A 17,709-nucleotide genomic window follows, 5' to 3' on the forward strand; every position below is an offset into this window, starting at 1 on the left:
CTGCCGCGGGACTGACAGGATGGGGGGTGATGAGTGGCGTTCTGATCGGCTTCGCGATCATCGGCGCGATCATCGCGGCCGGGTACGTCGTCGGGCGCATCGGGCTCCTCGGGCAGCACGCCCAGTTCGTGATCAGCCGACTGGCGTTCTTCGTGCTGATGCCGTGCCTGCTCTTCCACACGATCGCCACGGCGGACATCGCGTCGCTCGTGTCACCGATGCTCTGGGTGTCGCTGCTCAGCGCCGTGCTGGTGGCGCTCGGCACGGCGCTCGTGTTCGCCCTCGTCCTGCGGCGCTCGGTCACGACGACCACGGTCGGGGCGCTCGCTGCGAGCTACGTGAACGCGAACAACATCGGCCTGCCCGTCGCCGTGTACGTGCTCGGGCAGGCCACCGCCGTCGTGCCCGTCATCCTGCTGCAGCTCGTCGTGATGGCCCCGATCGCGCTGACCGTGCTCGACACCGCGACGGCGTCCGGGGGCGGGTGGAAGCGCCGGGTGCTCGGGCCGGTGACGAACCCGCTGATCATCGCCTCGCTGACCGGGTTGGTGTTCTCCGCCTTCCGGATCGAGCTGCCGGATCCGGTGCTCGAGCCGTTCTCGCTCGTCGGTGCCGCCGCCGTGCCGCTCGTGCTGCTGTCGTTCGGGATGAGCCTGCACGGCGCTGCACCCCTCCGTGACCCGGCGATCCGGACGGACGTCATCGTGGCGTCGTCGATCAAGCTCGTCGTGATGCCAGCGGTGGCGTTCGTGCTCGCACGGTTCGTGTTCGGGCTCGACGACCAGCAGGTGTTCGTCCTGACGACGCTCGGGGCGTTGCCGGCGGCGCAGAACGTCTTCAACTACGCGCAGCGGTACGACGCGGCGGTGCCCGTCGCCCGTGACGTGGTGCTCATCTCGACGCTCGGCGCCGTCCCGGTGCTCGTCGCGATCGCCGCACTCCTGCACCCGTAGCGCGCGGGCGGGCGGCGCGCCGCGCGTCGACCGGTCGCGACACCCCGTCGGCCGCGCGTCGACCGGTCGCGACACCCCCTCGGCGCGCCGCGTCGAGCGGTCGCGACACCCCGTCGGCCGCGCGTCGACCGGTCGCAGACCGTCGGCGACGGTCGTCGCGACCGACGCTTCGTGGCCTGTCGGCAGACGCGAGCGGGGTGTCGCGACCGGTGGGTGCGGACTGCGCAGGCGCGGGACCGCGGCGCGCAGTGGCGGCGGTCCACCGACGGACGGGAGGCGCGGTATCAGCCCGCCACGGGCCTCCCGTTCGGCCAACCCCGCGCCGCGTGTCGAGTGGTCGCGACACCCCGTCGGCCGCGCGTCGAGCGGTCGCAGACCGTCGGCGACGGTCATCGCGACCGACGCTTCGTGGCCTGTCGGCAGACCCGAGCGGGGTGTCGTGACCGGTGGGTGCGGACTGCGCAGGCGCGGGACCGCGGTGCGCGTCCGCGCGCGTCAGAAGATCATCGGGCGGTCGTCGTCGAGGGAGGTCTCGAGATCGAGGTCCACGACGACCGGCACGTGGTCGCTCGGGGCATCGCCCTTCCGCTCGTCCCGGTGGATGGACGCACCCGTGACGACGTCGGCGAACCCCTGCGATCCCATGACGAAGTCGATGCGCATGCCCTCGCCACGGGGGAACCGCAGCTGCTTGTAGTCCCAGTAGGTGTAGCCGGACGGCACCAGTGGCCGGACGACGTCCTGCAGCCCCCGTTCCTCGAACGCGCGGAAGGCGGCGCGCTCCGGCTCGGTGACGTGCGTGTGCCCCTCGAAGACGGAGACGTCCCAGACGTCGGAGTCGAGCGGTGCGACGTTCCAGTCGCCCATCAGCGCGAGCTTCAGGTCCGGGTCCGCCTCGAGCCACGACGTGGTGCGGTCGGCCAGCTGCGCGAGCCAGTCGAGCTTGTAGGTGTAGTGCGGGTCACCGATCTCGCGGCCGTTCGGGACGTACAGGCTCCAGAGCCGGATGTCGTCGACGGTGACGCCGATCGCGCGGGCCTCGACGGGGAGATCGGGACCCTCGTGTCCCTTGAGGAAGCCGGGCTGGCCGGGGAAGTCACGGGTGACGTCGGTCATCGGTAGGCGGCTGGCGAACGCGACGCCGTTCCACTGGTTCAGGCCGTGCGCTTCGACCTGGTAGCCGGCGGCCTCGAACGCCTCGACCGGGAACTGCTCCGGCTTGCACTTGATCTCCTGCATGCCGAGCACGTCGACGTCTTCGCGGACGAGCCAGTCGACGACACGGCCGACTCGGGTGCGGACGGAGTTCACGTTCCAGGTCGCGACGCGCATGGTGTCGAACCTACCGGTCGCGACCGACGGCGCGGTGTGGGCGACGCGGGGAAGCCGCTGGTCGGGCGGCGTACGGCACGATGGTGTTCCCTGGGAGCAGGACATCGCACGGAGCGTGAGGAGCACGATCATGGCATCGACGACGAACCGCGTCGACGGGAACCCGACCACCGGGAGCGTCACCACGCAGGTGACCAGCGCCGGCAAGACCATCATCGACGACCAGGTCGTCGCGAAGATCGCGGGCATCGCCGCCCGCGACGTGCCCGGCGTCTTCGCCCTCGGCGGCAACGCGGCGCGGGCCTTCGGCGCCATCCGTGACGCCATCGGTTCCAGCGCACTCGGCCAGGGCGTCCGCGTCGAGGTCGGCGAGACCCAGGTCGCCGTCGACCTGACGATCGTGGTCGACTACCCGACGCCGATGATGGAGGTCGCGTCCGCCGTGCGCGCGGCCGTGACCGATGCCGTCACCGAGCTCGTCGGCCTCGAGGTCACCGAGGTCAACATCGCGATCAACGACGTCAACATCCCGGCGCTGGGCGGCACCCCCGACGAGGCCGAGAGCCGCGTCCGGTGAACGCCACCGTCGTCGGGATGGGGGTCGGCGCCCTGCTGGCCATCGTCGCCGTCACGCTCGGCTTCTGGGCGTTCGTCGTCGTGGCCGTCTTCATGATCGTCGGTGGTGTCGTGGCGCGGATCGTCACCGGGGACATCGACTTCCGACGCCTGCTCGACGTGCTGCGCGGACGCCGGAGCTCGTCGTGAGTCCGGCGGCCGACGTGCCGCCGATCGCCCCGTCCGGTCCCGCGCCGTCCCGTGCGGTCGCGGTGCCGCGCGTCGCCGGGTACGACCGCATCGGCACGACGGCGCTGGTCCGGACCGCGCAGGCCGTCGCGGCGGAAGCGCTCCGCACACCCGTCCGGGAGGTCCGTGCCCGGGTCACCGACGACGGTCGCGGATCGTTGGCGGTCGAGATCACCTCCCCGCTCGCTGTGCCCGTGCTCGGTTCCCACGCGGTGCCCGACGAATCGGTTGTCCACACGGCGCACCGGGCTCGGGCGACCATCGCCGAGCGCATGAACACCATCACCGGCCGGAAGGTCGAGCGGGTCACCATCACGTTCGCGTCGTCGGTCGTCGACGCCCCGAGGAGAGTCCGATGAGCTCGATCCCGCCACCGGCTTCGCCGCCGGTGTCGTCACCGACCTCGTCGCCGGCGTCGTCACCGACGTCGTCGCCGTCTGCGCCGGCATCGGGGGAACACGACCCCGTGTACCGCCGCGTCCTGCGGCGCGAGACCCACGTCTCGCGTTCGGGCAGCGTGGTCGTCGCCGTCGTGGTCGCGCTCGTCGTCGCCGCAGCCGCAGTGTTCGCCGCGGCGCTGGTGTTCCTCGACCAGAACGTCCTCGGCATCGATCCCCGTGCCGTCGTCGACGGCGCTGCCCGAGCACCGCGCGGACTCGTCGACGCCATCGTGGTCGTCACCGGGGCCGTCGTCGCGGTCATCGGCCTGGTGCTCCTGCTGCAGGGCGTCCTGCCGCAGCGACGCCCCCGCCACACGATGTCGTCCAGGCGGCTCGCGATCGTCGTGGACGACGAGGTCCTCGCCTCCGCCGCGGCACGCGCTGCCCGGAGCGCCACACGACTCGGACCCGACGCGGCCGTGGGAACCGTCGGCCGTCGCACCGTCGACGTGGTCCTCCGTCCGGCTGCCGGTGTGGACGTGCCGGCAGTCGCTGCGACCGACGCCGTCGAGCGTGAGTTCGCGGAGATCGACACCACGCCGCCGATCACCGCTCGGGTCCGTGTCCAGCCGACCGGACGGGTTGACGGATGAACGCCACCAACCGAGCGCTCGGGCGCATCGCCCTCGTCCTCGTCGGGCTGGCACTGCTCGTCGGGGGACTCGGCGCCGTGCTCGTGCAGACGGTCCCGCAGGCCGTCGATGTCTGGCACCAGGCGGCCCGCGCGTCGCTCGGCGACCTCGGTGCGGACGCATCCCGTGACGCCTCGATCGCCGCATGGGCGTGGGTGCTCGGCGGAGCGGTCGTGCTCGGCGTCCTCGCGCTGGTCGTCCTCACGACACTCGGCGGTGGCCGCATCGGCACCGTGATCGAGGACGACGGGGCCGCGGACGGGCTCCCCGGCGAGGTCCGCATCGACGCCGCCGCGGTCCAGCACGCGCTCTCGTCGGCCATCGGGGACCTCCCGCAGGTCGCCTCGCTCGCTGTCGACGTCTACCGGGTACGCCGCCGCCGAGCGCTGCGCATCAAGGTCCGCCCGCGGAAGGGTGCGTCACCGCGGGAGATCGCCGACCGGATCGAGGACATCGTCACCGACCTCGACGCCCTGCTCGGCGAGCGGTTGCCCGTCCTCCTGCAGATCGCGCGCGGGGGATCGGGGTCGTCCCGGCCGGACCGCGTGCACTGACGGTTTCGCCCCGCCCGCCGCCGTTCCCGGACCACTGGCGGGGACCTCCGGTCAGGCGAGCTCACCGATCAGCCACGCGGTGTGGTCCGCATTGAAGCCCGCCGCACCGATGCGCTCACGGAGTTCGGCACGACGGTGCTCCGCCGTCGTCGCGTCGATGCGGTCGAGGGCCGCGTCGAGCAGCACCGACCGTGTCTCCGCGAGCGCCGCGGCCTCGGAGAACGTGCCGGCTGCGGACCGGTGGAACCGGAGCGCGTCGTCGACGGCGACCACGGCCTGCGCGGGACGTCCGAGCCGGAGGTGCACGAGTGCGATCCGATCGTCGTCGACGGCGGTCTTGGCGCTCGGGTCGCCGAAGATCGCCGCTTCGATCCGTCGCGCTTCTCGGAACTTCCGCAGCGATGCACCGAGGAGCGCTCTGCCCGCCAACACGAGGTCGGGGTCGTCGCCCGCGGTGCTCAGACGGTGCAGGCCGCGCTGCATCTGGACGTCTCCCTGCGCGAAGATGATGGCTGCCGCGTCGGCGCTGTCGGGGGATTCGGGCAGCATGAGCGCCGCGGCGCGGGCGAGGACCCGTTCGGCTTCGTCAAGGTGGGGTGCGCCGGTCGCCGGCGTGCGAGCGGCGAGCATCGTCTCGAGCCGCCCGAGGTGCAGGTACGGGATCGCGGCGAAGCGGTGCGAGCCCTCGCCGGCGCGCTCGTACGTCTCGACAGAGCGCTCAAGCGCGTCGCGAGCGATGTCGAACGCTCCGGCTTCCAGCGATGCCCACCCGAGGTCGTTCAACGACGCCGCGGAGATCGTCGAGTCGGGTCCGTACGCGGAACGGACGTCCGCTGCTCGCCGTTGGAGCAATGGAGTCGCTCTCGATGGCTCGCCGAGTTCGAGGAACGTGTGCGCAAGGGTGGTCACCACGGAGTCCCGCTGGGACGCCGCGACGTCGAGGTCCAGGAGGGGTTCGAGGACTGCGACCGCATCCACCGGTGCGAGCTGCGCGGCGCGGAGACGCCCGCGGTGGAGCTCGATCTCCGGCCGCATCTCATCGCCGAATCGCGCGTCCATCTCATCGACGGCTTCGAGGGCGTCGGCGTACCGACTGCGCCACTCAGCACCCCACATCCGGCTCGTGAGCGCTTCGAGGATCGCTTGGTCGTTCCCGGACCGCGCGCCGAGCTCCAGTGCCTGGGCGATCGACCGGCTCGCATCGTCGTGACGGCCTTCCATGGTGAGGAAGGCCCCCTCGAGAGCGAGCAAGGTCGCACGGGAGGCGTCCACTGTCGTCGTCGTCGGCACGAGCTCGGCGGCGGAACGCACCGCGTTCCAGAAGCCCGATGACCGTCCGGCGTGCAGGGCCAACGTGGCGAGCTCGGTGTAGGTCGAGAAGTCCTCGTCGACTGGTCGCGCCGCAGCGCGGACGAGCATCGGCACGGCCGGTGCGACCATGTCGTACGGGATCGCTTTCGGGCCGTCCGCGGACAACGAGAACATCTCGAGCGCGGTCTGGCAGTGTTCCCGGACGTCCTCCGACGCCGCGGACAGTTCGAGGCTCGCGACGAGGGAGTGGCACCCGACGACGTCGCCGTCGTCCGTCGCGATGAGCCCGACGGAGCTGAGCGCCGCGATCGCGTCGTCGACGGTGATCATGGCGTTCCCCTGCAGGTCGACCGCTGCCATCAGGAGCTGACGAGGAACGCCGACGTCGCCGCACACCGCCACCATCGTGAGCACGGGGTCCGCTGCGGGACACGAGCTCACCGCACGCGCGCGGCCCTGCGCGAAGGTGCGGGTGAACGAGTCGGGGTGGTCGTGCGGCGCGTACCGGTCGAGGACGGGCCCGGTGTCGCTCCGGAGTCGCTCGAGCATGCCCGCAGGGGTGACGCCGGTCGCGCGCATGTACGACGCCACCTGGTGGAGTACGAGCGGCGTCCCGCCGAGGAACGTCACCAGGTCGTCCACTCCCTCGTGGTCGCCGCCGCCGAGGAGGTCAGCGAGGAGTTCGACAGATCGATCGTGGTCGAGCGGACCGACCGGCGTCTCCCACCTCCGCGGGAGCCCGAGGTCCGACTGCGCGGTCACGAGGACCGCGCTGCGGTCGTCCCGGCGCGCGCCGAAGGCGTCCACCGGATCGCGCGACGCCGCGCCGTCGAGCACCACCAGCCACCCCGACCGCCCTTCGAGCGCCCGGGCGAGCGCGCGTACGGGATCCTCGGTGTCGTCCATCCCGTTCGCCGCGAGCGCGGCCGCGCAGTCCGCCAGCAGCGCGTCCTCCGAGCCCGCGCGGAGCCAGAAGACCGTGTCCCATCCGGTCCGCGAGACGGCGCGGGCGATGGTGGACTTCCCGACGCCCGGCGAGCCGACGATGACACAACGCCCGTGTCGGTCGAGGGCACGCCGCACCGAGTCCTCTTCCTCGGTCCGATGCCGGTACCCGCGGGATGCTCCCTGGCGCTCGTTGAGGGACCCGAACCCGAGGAGCCTCGGCGCACTGCCGACGGCGAGGGGTTCGTCGGGGTGCTTGGACACGTTCGCCGTGGAGCGCCGTCTGGCCTTCCGCGGGCTGAGCTGCGCCACCAGGAACTCGGTGTGCAGCGGACTCTCACCGGACCGGGCCGCTCGGATGATCCTCGCCGACATCGCCCCGGCGAAGGTCGATGCAAACCGGTCCGTGCTCAACTCCGAGACGTCCATCCGACGGCTGCTCCGGAGGACGCGTCCGACCACCTCGGCCCAAATCGGCTCCGCGTGTTCGATCCCGCCGCGGATCGTCTCGTCGGCGAGGAACAGGTCCACGAGACTGCCCGTACGGGCCAACTCGCGGAAGAACACGGTGGTGAACGCCGATGCCTCGGGCATCTGCTCGGTGGCTGCGTCCTCGATCGCGCCCGTGACACAGACGAGGAGCGCGCGTTCGACGGCTCCGCGGTTCCTGACTCGGCGCGCGACCACACTCGCCGCCATCGCGAGCCCCTTGCCCGCCGCACCCGCCCCCGCTTCCAGCACGATCCCACGCTACCGTGATCCACCCTGTCGTCCGAGGGTGGTGGGAGGATCGCCGTCATGGGACCGATGCCCGAGGCCGGCACACCGCTGGGCGCTGTCAGTACACCTGATGCCGTCCGACGCATCGTCGGCGATCGACGTGCCGTCCCCGTGTGGGTGAACGAGATCGGCGGGAAGACGTTCCGCATCGGTGGCGACGGGAGCGTCGGATCCGCCGAGGAGTACGTCAAGTGGGTGCCGACCCACTACGGGGCCTGGATCGCGGCCGAAGCGGCACGTCTGACCTGGGCCGGCCGGTGGCTCCGCGTGCCGGAGGTCGTCGAGGACGACGCGGACGAGCACGGTGCCTGGCTCCGGACTCGCGCGCTACCAGGGTGGAGCGCCGTGGACCCCCGATGGCGCGACGAGCCCCGGACTGCCGTGATCGCCGTGGGGGAGGGCCTCCGGGCGATGCACGACACACTGCCGGTCGACGACTGCCCCTTCGCGTGGTCGACGTCCGACCGGACGGCGCGGGCGCGTGCGGCCGGGTCCGACCCCGCGACGCTCGGCCCCGAGCCGGCGTCGGACCGCACGGTGGTGTGTCACGGCGACCCCTGCACGCCGAACACCCTCATCGGGGCGGACCGGCGCTGGTACGGGCACGTCGACCTCGGCGCGCTCGGGATCGCCGACCGCTGGGCCGACATCGCCGTCGCCACGATGGCGCTCGGGTGGAACCACGGTCCCGGATGGGAGCAGCTGTTCCACGAGGCGTACGGCGTCCCCTTCGACGAGGAACGGACGGCCTGGTACCGCGCCCTCTGGAACCTCGACGAGGACGAGGTCTGACCCGAGGGCGTCGGGACCGCTAGAAGCCGACCCCGCGCGCGGCCATGAACGGCACCGGGTTGGTGGTGCCGCCGCCCACGTGGGTCTCGTAGTGCAGGTGGCACCCGGTCGAGTTCCCAGTGGACCCGACGAGTGCGACGAGCGTCCCTGCGGCGACCTGCTGCCCGGGAGACACCCGGAACCCACCGCTGACGATGTGGCCGTACGCGCTCTTCACGCCGTTGCCGTGGTTGATCCGGACGTAGTTGCCGTACCCGCCGTACCACCCGACGTACTCGACCGTGCCGGCCGACGCGGCGACGATCGCCGTCGAGCAGCCGCTGCCGAGGTCGATGCCGTCGTGGAAGCTCGTCGCGCCGGTGATGGGGTGCACACGCGTGCCGTACGAGCTCGTGATCCAGCCGCCGGCGGGACGGACCCACCCGCTGCCGGAGCCCGAGCCGACGGCCCCGCCGCCACCGCCACCGCTCGACCCGCCGCCGCTGTTCGCCGCGGCTGCCGCACGTGCCGCTGCCGCCGCTGCTTCACGGGCCGCACGCTCCGCCGCTGCCTTGCGCTCGGCCTCGCCCTTGGCGAACTCGGCCTCGGTCCGGACACGGCCGGACTTCAGCGTCGCGAGCTGTGCTTCGAGTCGCGCCTTGTTGTCCTGCTGCTCGTCGTAGGCCACCTGGGCACGGTCGGACGCCGCCTGCGCCTCGGCCATGCGTTCCTCTGCCGCCTTCGCGAGGTCGGCCAGCGCCAGCGCGGCACGGTCGGCCTGCCCGGAGAGCGCCCGGGCGACGGCGGCGTCGGCGGTGGCCGCGGCTTCGACGCGCTCGGCCTGCTCGGAGAGCTTGCTCAGCGCGCCGAGGTCGTACAGCAGGTCACGTGCGTCCTCGCCACCGGTGAGTACGCTCGTCGTGACGTCCGCGCCGCCGGACCTGGCCATCTGCGCGGCGAACTGCCCGGCCTGCGCGGCGCTCTGCTCGGCGATCTCGGCGTGCTCCTCGGCGTCCGCGCGGAGCGTCTGTTCCTTCTCGGCGGCGCGCTGGGCCTTCCGCTGCGCGACCGAGTACTCGTTGCCGCGTGCTTCGGCTTCGGCGACGGCGGCGTCGGCCTTCGCCCCGAGCTGCCCGATCAGGTCCTGGATGTCGGCGATCTGACCGTTCTTCGCCGACTCCTGCCCGCGGGCGGCGAGGACGTCGTCCCACGAGGGGTAGGTCGCCGCGCTGGCGGGAGGAGCGTCGAGGACGAGCGTGCCGGTCAGCCCGAGCAGGGCGAACCCGGTCACCGCCAGGCGCAGACGCAGGGCGGTGAGGGAGTGCGTGGGGCGTTGGGCGGGACGAGTCATCGAGGGTGAGCCTATACATCCGTACAGGGAAGATGCGAAGCCGACGCACCGCTGTGGAGAACTCTCGTCAGAACCCGCGGTCGCGGAGGATCGTCTCGGCACTCCCGACGACGTCCTGCTGCAGGGTCGTCGCACCGGCCGTGCCGGCGTAGTCCCAGATGTCGAAGCCGGTGCAGTGCGTCACCGACACCGGCGGCCCGAGGGAGTCCTCCACCGGGGTGGACCAGACGTCCCCTGATCCCACGACGACGAAGGTCGGCCGCGCGTCGCGGTACGCGCCGAGGTCGACCAGCCAGGGGTAGGTCTGGAACGTGTCGCGCACCTGGAGCAGTCCGACGTTCTCCGACGAGTAGGCGGCGAGTGGACGGACGGTCCAGAACTGCCCGACGCCGACGACGTCGCGCCCACCGGCCCAGTGGTCCAGGCAGGTCGCGGGGTCGTACGCCGCGGTGCGCACCCCCCGGAGCGTCGACGGCGCCATGGCCACCCCCGCGGCGATGACGATCGCCGCGCCGATGGCGAGCGTCACGCGGACGCCACGGAGCGGCTGGTGCACCCGGGTCCGCCTGACCGCGGTCCGTGTCAGCTCGCAGACCGCGACGAGCGCCAGGAGCGGGGCGACGACGACGGGCTCCAGGTAGCGCGGGGTCTCCGAGCCGGCGACGACGACCCCGACGGACACGGCGACGATCGTCACGAGCGGCAGCAGGGACGCGAGGAGCACGGTGCGCGAGGTCCGCACCCGCCAGGCCCAGACCGTGCCACCGACGGCGAGCAGCACCCCGACGAGCATCAGGACGAGCCCGGCGTCGCCGAGCGCCGTCGCCGCTCGGGCGTCGGTGAGCGACGCGAAGAACCCGAGCGTCGTCGCCGCGCGTTCCGGGTGCACGTACGTCGAGGGGTCGAGCGAGACGAACGGTCGCAGCGGGATGCGCAGGACGTACCCGACGACGGAGCCCGCGACGACGACCCCGGACAGCCACAGGGCAGGACGCCACGGCACCCGACGGGCGACACCGAGGAGCAGCAGCGTGACGACGAGCGGGGCACCCGACCACGGGACGTACAACGGGTTGGACGCCGTGGTGCACGCGGCGACGACCCCGAGCGTCACGAGCACGGCGACGGACGCCCGGCCGACCCGGATCGCCCGGAGCGCGAGCGCCGCCGTGGCGAGGAGCGCGAGGACGACCCCGTAGTAGTAGGTGGTCGTGAGGAGCAGGGACGCGAGCTCGAGCGACGTCGCGGACGCCGAGGACTCGGTGAGCACGTGCAGCGTCAGGAACCCGACCGCGAGCGCCGACACCGCGATGCGTGCCGAGCGTCGCGCGGACGGCATGAGCTCGTTCGCCACCGCCCGCAGGAGCGCGTAGACGCCCACGAGGATGAGCACGCCGTTGAGGGCCAGCGCCTGCTGCGGTGTCGCGGTGACGGCGGCGCAGACCAGGTAGACCGGCAGCTCCGGGAAGAAGAACAGCGCGGGGGACATCGCCCACTCGAACGGCTGGCCGAGCTGGATCGACCTGACCACCATCGGCAGCAGGACCGAGTCGCCGTCGTACCAGAGCAGCGTGACCCTGGCCGTCGCCAGGACGTGCCGTAGCGCGATCAGGGCGAGCGCGACCGCGACGATCGCCCCGATCGCCTCGTGCCCGAGCGCACCGGCGAGGCCGCGGAACCGGGATGCCCCGACCGCTGGGCGCGACGGTGCATCGAGGGACATACCCGGATCGTACCGACGCGGACCCGGGACGAACGGGCGGGCGGCTGACCGTCCGTGCAGGCTGGATGAGCGCTGCGCGGCCCGGACGGGCTACCCTTGTGCGCTGTGACGGACGCGCGCGAGCAGTTGATCGACCACATCACGGCCGAGGCGGTGTTCCACGGCGACTTCACCCTGACCAGCGGCAAGAAGGCGACGTACTACATCGACCTCCGCAAGGTGAGCCTCGACCACCGTGTGGCGCCGCTCATCGGACAGGTGATGACGGACCTCATCGCCGAGGTCCCCGACGTCTCCGCGGTCGGCGGCCTCACCATGGGCGCCGACCCGATCGCGAGCGCCGTGCTCCACCAGGCCGCCGCCCGTGGTGGCACGTACGACGCCTTCGTCGTCCGCAAGGAGCCGAAGGACCACGGTCGCGGCAAGCAGGTCGAGGGTCCCGACCTCCGCGGCAAGCGCGTCATCGTCCTCGAGGACACCTCGACCACCGGCGGCTCGCCGCTCAAGGCCGCCGAGGCGCTCGAGCGCGAGGGCGCGATCGTCGCCGCCGTGGCCGTCGTCGTCGACCGCGACACCGGCGCGAAGGAGAAGATCGAGGCGGCCGGGTACCCGTACTTCGCGGCGATCGGACTGGCCGACCTGGGGTTGTCCGCGTGACGGAGGAGCGTCCGGACGACGCGCACGAGCCCGACCAGACCGGCGGCCCCGACACCGGGGCAGACGGCCAGGAGGCTCGTGGCGCGTCCGCCCCGGACGCTCGCTTCACGGGACTCCGCAGTGCCGCCGACATCTTCGGTGCGCCGCGGAAGGCCGATGAGTGGCCGTCGCGCCGCGAGCGTCGCGAGGCGGAACGCGCCGCCGCCGAGACCGGTGCGCCGCTGCCGGAACCCTTCACGCCCGAGGAACCTGCGCCGGCCGACCCCGCGCCGGCCGAGCCCGCGCCGACCACCCCGCCAGCGCCGTACGACGAGGACGCCACCCAGGCGATCTCGATGCCGGAGCAGCTCGCGGCACCGTCCCAGCCCGCACCGCCGACGTCCGACCCGGACCGCTCACTCCTCGGCAGCCGCATCCCGCCGGCCGCCGCCGTGCCCCCGACGTCGACCGCGCCGCACCCCAGCTCGATCCAGCTGCCGACCGCGCAGGCGAACCGGGAGCAGCGTGCCGCCGAGACCCGCGCGATCGAGGACGAACGACGCCGGACGGACCCCCGCGGCGAGGGCCGTGACGACGTCGACTGGCTCGGCCGTGCCACCGGATCGACGCCGACCCCGACCGGCCCCGTCGTCCAGCAGCCCGTCGGTGTGGAGAACACGCTCCCGTCGTCCCAGGAACCCCCGAGCTTCACCGACCTGCTCCGCATCCAGGGCGCTGACGCCTCCGAGCGTCCGAGCGTCGGCCGTCCCTTCGACTGGGCTGTCCACGACGACGAGACCGGCGAAGTCCCGACGACCCTGACCACGAACTCGTTCGACACCACCGCGCTCGGCGCCGGCTCCTGGCACCTGGCGGACGACACCGAGGACGACGTGGTCTCCGGCGAGGTGCCGATCACCCCGGCCCCCGCCGTGTCCGCCCCGGTGGCCGCCGACGCTGCGACCACCGCGCTGCCGGTCCAGGAGACGGTCGAACCCGACCCCGACCCCGACCCCGACCCCGACCCCACCGACAGCGACAGCGGCAGCTGGTCGCTCGCCGACGAGGCCGCACGCACCGGCGAGGTCTTCCCCGGCGACGCGGTGGACGACGCCGTCGACGACGCGGCCCCGACCGCGCCACCGCCCCTGGTCGAGCCGGCAGAACCGACGCCGCGGGTCGACGAGGACCCCACGCACTTCCCGCCAGCCGTCGAGCAGGACCTCGACCAGTCCGAGTGGGCCGGCCGCGAGACCAGCGACACGAGCGCCATCAAGGACCTCTTCGGCACGCAGGCCGTCGACCAGCTCGGCGGGACCGGCTACGACCCGCACGACACCGGCACCCGCATGATGCCCGCGATGGGCGCCCCCGCGCACGCACCGGCGCCCGGCCGCGCCCCGTCCGCAGCAGGCTCGCCCGTGCCGCCGGACGCCGACAGCGGCAACTTCATCAACGAGGGCGTCGCGCGCCTCCGCGGTGAGGGCAAGCGCGGCAAGCAGCTCCTCATCGGCGGTGCGATTGCGATCATCGTCGTGATGCTCGTCGCGGTGTTCCTGCTCAGCCGCTGGATCATCGGCAACAACATCGAGGAGAAGACCGTGCCGCCGACGAAGTCGCCTGCCGCGGCATCTGCTCAAGTGACGACCGGCTCGTCGACCGAGCCGTCAGCGCCCGCGACGGCTGCCGCGGCGCCGACGATCACCTTCGCGACCTCGACCGCGGCACCCGGTCAGCACCCCTGGTACGAGCTCGCGGGTGGGGAGTGCCTGACGCCGTTCGACAGCGCATGGGCCGAGGACTTCACGGTCGTCGACTGCGGCACAGAGCACACCGCGCAGCTCACGGCGCGCGGGACGATCGACGGCGATGCCTACCCCGGCGCCGAGGCCGTGCAGACCCAGGCGGCGACCCAGTGCCAGTCCGCCGCAGGGCTCGACCTGACCGCCGCCGCCCGCTTCGGCGACGTCCAGGTGCAGGGAGTCTACCCACCGGACCAGGCGGCGTGGGACAGGGGCGACCGCTTCTGGTCCTGCTTCGTCACCCGGTCCGGCGGCGGTGCGTTGACGGGATCGCTCGCGCCGAGCGCGTAGCCGGCCACACGACGGACGGGAGGCTCCCCACCGGTCCGGTGGGGAGCCTCCCGTCCGTCGTGTGGCGCGGTCTCAGGCCGTGGCCGGCACCTTCGCGGAGGCGTCGGACAGCGTCTGCAGTTCGTCCGCGGTGAGCGTCAGCTCGGCGGAGGCGAGGAGCGCCGGGAGCTGCTCGGTGTTCCGCGCCGACGCGATCGGGGCGACGACGTCGGGCTGCGCCTGCAGCCAGGCGAGCGCGACCGTGGCGATCTCGGTGTCGTGCGCCGTCGCGATCGACGACAGGGAGTCGACGACCTCGAGGCCGGCGTCGGTGAAGTACCCGGAGACCTGGCCCTCGCGGTCCTTGCCGGCGAAGTCCTCCTTCGAGCGGTACTTGCCCGTCAGGAAACCGGCGGCGAGGGAGAAGTACGGCACGACGCCGAGGCCGTGCTCGTGGGCGAGCGGCGCGATCTCGGACTCGTAGGGCTCCCGCGTGACGAGGTTGTAGTGCGGCTGGATCGCGACGGGCTTCGCGAGGCCGTGCTCGTCCGCGATGCGGATCCACTCCGCCGCGCGGTCCTTCGAGTAGTTCGAGATCGCGGTGTACCGGACGATCCCGTCGCGCACGAGCTGGTCGAACGCGCGGACGGTCTCCTCGAGCGGGGTGTCCTGGTCGTCGAAGTGCGCGTAGTACAGGTCGATGCGGTCCGTGCCGAGGCGCTGGAGGCTCGCGCGGGCGGCCTTCGCGACGGTGTCGGCGCCGAGACCCTGGAACTCGGGGTGCTGCGAGCCCTTCGTCGCGATGACGACGTCGTCGCGCTTGCCGGACTTCGCGAGCCAGGAGCCGATCACGGTCTCGGACTCGCCGCCCGAGTTGCCCGGTGCCCAGGCGGAGTAGACGTCGGCGGTGTCGATGAAGTCGCCGCCAGCCGCCGTGTAGGCGTCGAGGACCTGATGGGAGGTCGATTCGTCAGCGGTCCAGCCGAAGACGTTGCCGCCGAGGGCGAGGGGGAACACGGAGAGGTCGCTCGATCCGATGCGGGGCATGGGGGTCCTTTCGTGGTGGAACTGTTCGACCGCTCCACCGTAGGCCTCGGTTCTTGCGAGCGGCTCGGGGTCCGTGACCTCGGTGGGAGTGCGGTCGGTGGCAGTCGGCAGACTGGTGGCATGACCACGCTCTCCGACGTCCTCGCAACCGGCACCGCGTCCGCTCGACTCCGGGCGGTCATGGCGGCGGGGACGACCCCTGACCCGGCCGACCTCGACGTGCTCGTGGAGCAGTGCGCCGTCGAGCCGGACTTCCAGGTGCGGGAGATGCTCACGTGGGCGCTCATCCGGCTCCCGGCGGAGCGCGTCGTGCCGCGGGTGCTCCCGGAACTCGAGCGTCAGGAGGCCCAGGCGCGGAGCCAGGCGTTGCACACGCTCTCGAAGATCGGGGACGGCTCGGTGTACCCACAGGTGACCGAGCGGCTCGGGGACATCGACCCCGGCGTCGTCCGCACCGCCTGGCGTGCCGCGGTCGCGCTCGTGCCCGACGACGGACGCGCCGACCTCGCGCGCCGACTCGCGGTGCAGCTCGGCCAGGGGGACCGTGAGACGCGCCTCGCCCTGAGTCGCGCGCTCGTGGGACTCGGCGCGGACGTCGTCGAGCCGGTGCTCGAGGACGCGGCCGGTCGCAGTGAGGCCGCCCGGACGCACGCCGCTGACACCGTGCGCCTGCTGCACGACCCCTCCGCGGGGTCGTCGCTGGCGCTCGAGCGTGCTCGGCGCGAGGTGGCGCTGGGCCGGACGCGTTCCGCCAAGGGCTGAGGGCGCCCGCGCCGTTCCGGGGCGGGCGCACCAAGTCCCGGATTCGGGGTGCCGAACAGGGCCGATCGGCTTGCACATGCGGATCGGCGCGCGCCAGAGTGGGTGTCGAAGGGGAGTAGCTCCCAGCGCGTGCATCGACACACTGGCCATCACGACGATCGGCCCGGTGCACCACCTTCGACTCCGGTCGGGGCGAGCGAGACCTTCGGCCGTTCCGCCATGGCCGAAGCCGCTCCCGTGCGCCGCGTCATGGCTCGACCACGAGGACCACCATGACGAACACCCTGTCACCTGCACCGGCGCGCGATCGGCCGGTGTCCCGGATGGGCGCGAGTGCCTGGGGTCGCATCGCGATCTGCATCGCCATCGCCCTGCCGGCCGTCGTCTTCCGGGTCGGCGGGTTCGCGCCGAACCCCGTCGTCGACCTGCTGGTCTTCGGCGCAGCCGTCGTCGCCGCGTCGTTCCTGCTCGCCTGGGCCGCCGAGGCCGCGCAGAAGGACATCGCCGGCGCGCTGGCCATCGCGATCCTGGCGCTCATCGCCGTGCTGCCCGAGTACGCCGTCGACCTGTACTACGCGTTCCGCTCCGGGTACGACCCGTCGTACGAGCAGTTCGCCGCCGCCAACATGACCGGCTCGAACCGGCTGCTCCTCGGGTTCGGGTGGCCGCTCGTCGTGATCATCTCGCTGCTCGTGGCACGGCGCTTCGTCCGCGTCGGATCACTGCCCGCCTCGGCCACCCGGGTGCTCGAGCTGTCACGGTCGTCGCGCGTGGACATCGGGTTCCTGGCGCTCCTCGCCGTCATCGCGTTCCTCATCCCGCTGATGGGGTCCATCCCGATGTGGTTCGGGTTCGTCCTGCTCGCCGCGTTCGTCGTGTACCTGTGGCGCGCGTCGAAGGTGTCGGACGACGACGGCGAGGACGAGGAGATCGTCGGCATGGCCGGGAACATCGCGTCGATGCCGCAGCGCGCCCGGCGCTGGACGATCGTCGCGCTGTTCGTCGTGGCCGCCGCCGTCATCCTGTCCTCGGCGGAGCCGTTCGCCGACGCCCTCGTCGAGTCGGGCAGTGCGCTCGGTATCGACAGCTACTTCCTCGTGCAGTGGCTCGCGCCGCTGGCGACCGAGGCGCCGGAGTTCATCGTCGCGGCGCTGTTCGCGCTGCGCGGCATGGGCGGGGCGGCGATCGGCACGCTCATCGCGTCGAAGGTGAACCAGTGGTCGCTGCTCGTCGGGTCGCTGCCGATCGCACACGTCCTCGGCGGTGGCACCACCGGCGGGCTGCCGCTCGACTCCCGGCAGGTCGAGGAGTTCATGCTGACCGCGTCGCAGACCCTGCTCGGTGTCGCGATCATCATCGCGCTGCGCTTCCACCGCTGGTCGGCGATCGCGCTGGCGGCGCTGTTCGCGGTGCAGTTCTTCGTCACGGACACGAACGGGCGCTGGGTGCTGAGCATCGTGCACCTCGTCGCGGCCCTCGTGGTGTTCTGGATCAACCGCCGCGACATCCTGCCGACGATCGCGGCCCCGTTCCGCCGCCCGTCGTCCCCCGCGCTGCGGTAGGGGCGGGGCGGGGCTCCGGGGGCCGGGGCTCGTC

General features: G+C 72.5%; 16 protein-coding genes. 11 read left to right on the plus strand and 5 right to left on the minus strand.

Annotated features, from left to right (window positions below):
• The first annotated feature begins 29 nt into the window (after positions 1 to 29).
• Positions 30 to 953: an AEC family transporter gene (locus tag AAEP80_RS06165; protein WP_420366364.1), complete on the plus strand. Its 924-nt coding sequence runs from the start codon at positions 30 to 32 to the stop codon at positions 951 to 953.
• Between the two features lie 495 nt (positions 954 to 1,448).
• On the opposite strand, the gene AAEP80_RS06170 is transcribed toward AAEP80_RS06165, so the two are convergent.
• Positions 1,449 to 2,285 (minus strand): exodeoxyribonuclease III, encoded by an 837-nt coding sequence (locus AAEP80_RS06170; protein ID WP_420366365.1) that lies wholly within the window; start codon positions 2,283 to 2,285, stop codon positions 1,449 to 1,451.
• A gap of 130 nt (positions 2,286 to 2,415) precedes the next feature.
• On the opposite strand from AAEP80_RS06170, the gene AAEP80_RS06175 reads away from it, so the two are divergent.
• Genes AAEP80_RS06175 through AAEP80_RS06195 form a run of 5 tightly spaced genes read left to right on the plus strand, consistent with a single transcriptional unit; the run spans position 2,416 to position 4,715 of the window.
• Positions 2,416 to 2,862: an Asp23/Gls24 family envelope stress response protein gene (locus tag AAEP80_RS06175; RefSeq protein WP_413602915.1), complete on the plus strand. Its 447-nt coding sequence runs from the start codon at positions 2,416 to 2,418 to the stop codon at positions 2,860 to 2,862.
• Positions 2,859 to 3,050 carry a DUF2273 domain-containing protein gene (locus AAEP80_RS06180; protein WP_281266823.1) on the plus strand — a complete coding sequence of 64 codons (192 nt, stop codon included), beginning with the start codon at positions 2,859 to 2,861 and terminating at the stop codon, positions 3,048 to 3,050. The genes AAEP80_RS06175 and AAEP80_RS06180 overlap by 4 nt, the downstream gene beginning before the upstream one ends.
• The gene (locus tag AAEP80_RS06185; protein ID WP_420366366.1) at positions 3,047 to 3,448 is read left to right on the plus strand and encodes a hypothetical protein; all 402 of its coding nucleotides are present in this window, start codon (positions 3,047 to 3,049) and stop codon (positions 3,446 to 3,448) included. The genes AAEP80_RS06180 and AAEP80_RS06185 overlap by 4 nt, the downstream gene beginning before the upstream one ends.
• Positions 3,445 to 4,122, plus strand: coding sequence for a hypothetical protein (locus AAEP80_RS06190; protein ID WP_420366367.1), 678 nt, complete (start codon positions 3,445 to 3,447; stop codon positions 4,120 to 4,122). The genes AAEP80_RS06185 and AAEP80_RS06190 overlap by 4 nt, the downstream gene beginning before the upstream one ends.
• Positions 4,119 to 4,715, plus strand: coding sequence for a hypothetical protein (locus tag AAEP80_RS06195; protein WP_420366368.1), 597 nt, complete (start codon positions 4,119 to 4,121; stop codon positions 4,713 to 4,715). Before AAEP80_RS06190 ends, AAEP80_RS06195 begins: the two co-directional genes overlap by 4 nt.
• Positions 4,716 to 4,766: 51 nt before the next feature.
• On the opposite strand, the gene AAEP80_RS06200 is transcribed toward AAEP80_RS06195, so the two are convergent.
• Complete coding sequence (locus AAEP80_RS06200) at positions 4,767 to 7,712, minus strand: hypothetical protein (protein ID WP_420366369.1); 2,946 nt, start codon at positions 7,710 to 7,712, stop codon at positions 4,767 to 4,769.
• A 57-nt stretch (positions 7,713 to 7,769) separates the two neighbouring features.
• Between AAEP80_RS06200 and AAEP80_RS06205 the strand changes: the two genes are divergently transcribed.
• Positions 7,770 to 8,543: a phosphotransferase gene (locus tag AAEP80_RS06205; protein WP_420366370.1), complete on the plus strand. Its 774-nt coding sequence runs from the start codon at positions 7,770 to 7,772 to the stop codon at positions 8,541 to 8,543.
• A gap of 19 nt (positions 8,544 to 8,562) precedes the next feature.
• On the opposite strand, the gene AAEP80_RS06210 is transcribed toward AAEP80_RS06205, so the two are convergent.
• Together AAEP80_RS06210 and AAEP80_RS06215 are read right to left on the minus strand one after the other, a co-directional pair.
• Positions 8,563 to 9,873: a M23 family metallopeptidase gene (locus AAEP80_RS06210; protein ID WP_420366371.1), complete on the minus strand. Its 1,311-nt coding sequence runs from the start codon at positions 9,871 to 9,873 to the stop codon at positions 8,563 to 8,565.
• Between the two features lie 67 nt (positions 9,874 to 9,940).
• Positions 9,941 to 11,596 carry a hypothetical protein gene (locus tag AAEP80_RS06215; RefSeq protein ID WP_420366372.1) on the minus strand — a complete coding sequence of 552 codons (1,656 nt, stop codon included), beginning with the start codon at positions 11,594 to 11,596 and terminating at the stop codon, positions 9,941 to 9,943.
• Positions 11,597 to 11,701: 105 nt separating this feature from the next.
• On the opposite strand from AAEP80_RS06215, the gene pyrE reads away from it, so the two are divergent.
• Both pyrE and AAEP80_RS06225 read left to right on the plus strand, forming a co-directional pair.
• Entirely contained in the window at positions 11,702 to 12,253 is a 552-nt protein-coding gene (pyrE, locus tag AAEP80_RS06220) for an orotate phosphoribosyltransferase (protein WP_281266830.1), read from the plus strand.
• A complete protein-coding gene (locus AAEP80_RS06225; RefSeq protein ID WP_420366373.1) occupies positions 12,250 to 14,325 on the plus strand; it encodes a septum formation family protein in 2,076 nt (691 codons plus the stop codon). The genes pyrE and AAEP80_RS06225 overlap by 4 nt, the downstream gene beginning before the upstream one ends.
• A gap of 72 nt (positions 14,326 to 14,397) precedes the next feature.
• On the opposite strand, the gene AAEP80_RS06230 is transcribed toward AAEP80_RS06225, so the two are convergent.
• Positions 14,398 to 15,351 (minus strand): aldo/keto reductase, encoded by a 954-nt coding sequence (locus AAEP80_RS06230; protein ID WP_420366374.1) that lies wholly within the window; start codon positions 15,349 to 15,351, stop codon positions 14,398 to 14,400.
• Positions 15,352 to 15,471: 120 nt separating this feature from the next.
• On the opposite strand from AAEP80_RS06230, the gene AAEP80_RS06235 reads away from it, so the two are divergent.
• Both AAEP80_RS06235 and AAEP80_RS06240 read left to right on the plus strand, forming a co-directional pair.
• Entirely contained in the window at positions 15,472 to 16,113 is a 642-nt protein-coding gene (locus AAEP80_RS06235) for a HEAT repeat domain-containing protein (RefSeq protein WP_413602905.1), read from the plus strand.
• 272 nt (positions 16,114 to 16,385) lie between these two features.
• Positions 16,386 to 17,675 carry a sodium:proton exchanger gene (locus tag AAEP80_RS06240; protein ID WP_420366375.1) on the plus strand — a complete coding sequence of 430 codons (1,290 nt, stop codon included), beginning with the start codon at positions 16,386 to 16,388 and terminating at the stop codon, positions 17,673 to 17,675.
• Positions 17,676 to 17,709: the final 34 nt, after the last annotated feature.

Source organism: Curtobacterium sp. L3-7, assembly GCF_048756585.1.
GTDB lineage: Bacteria > Actinomycetota > Actinomycetes > Actinomycetales > Microbacteriaceae > Curtobacterium.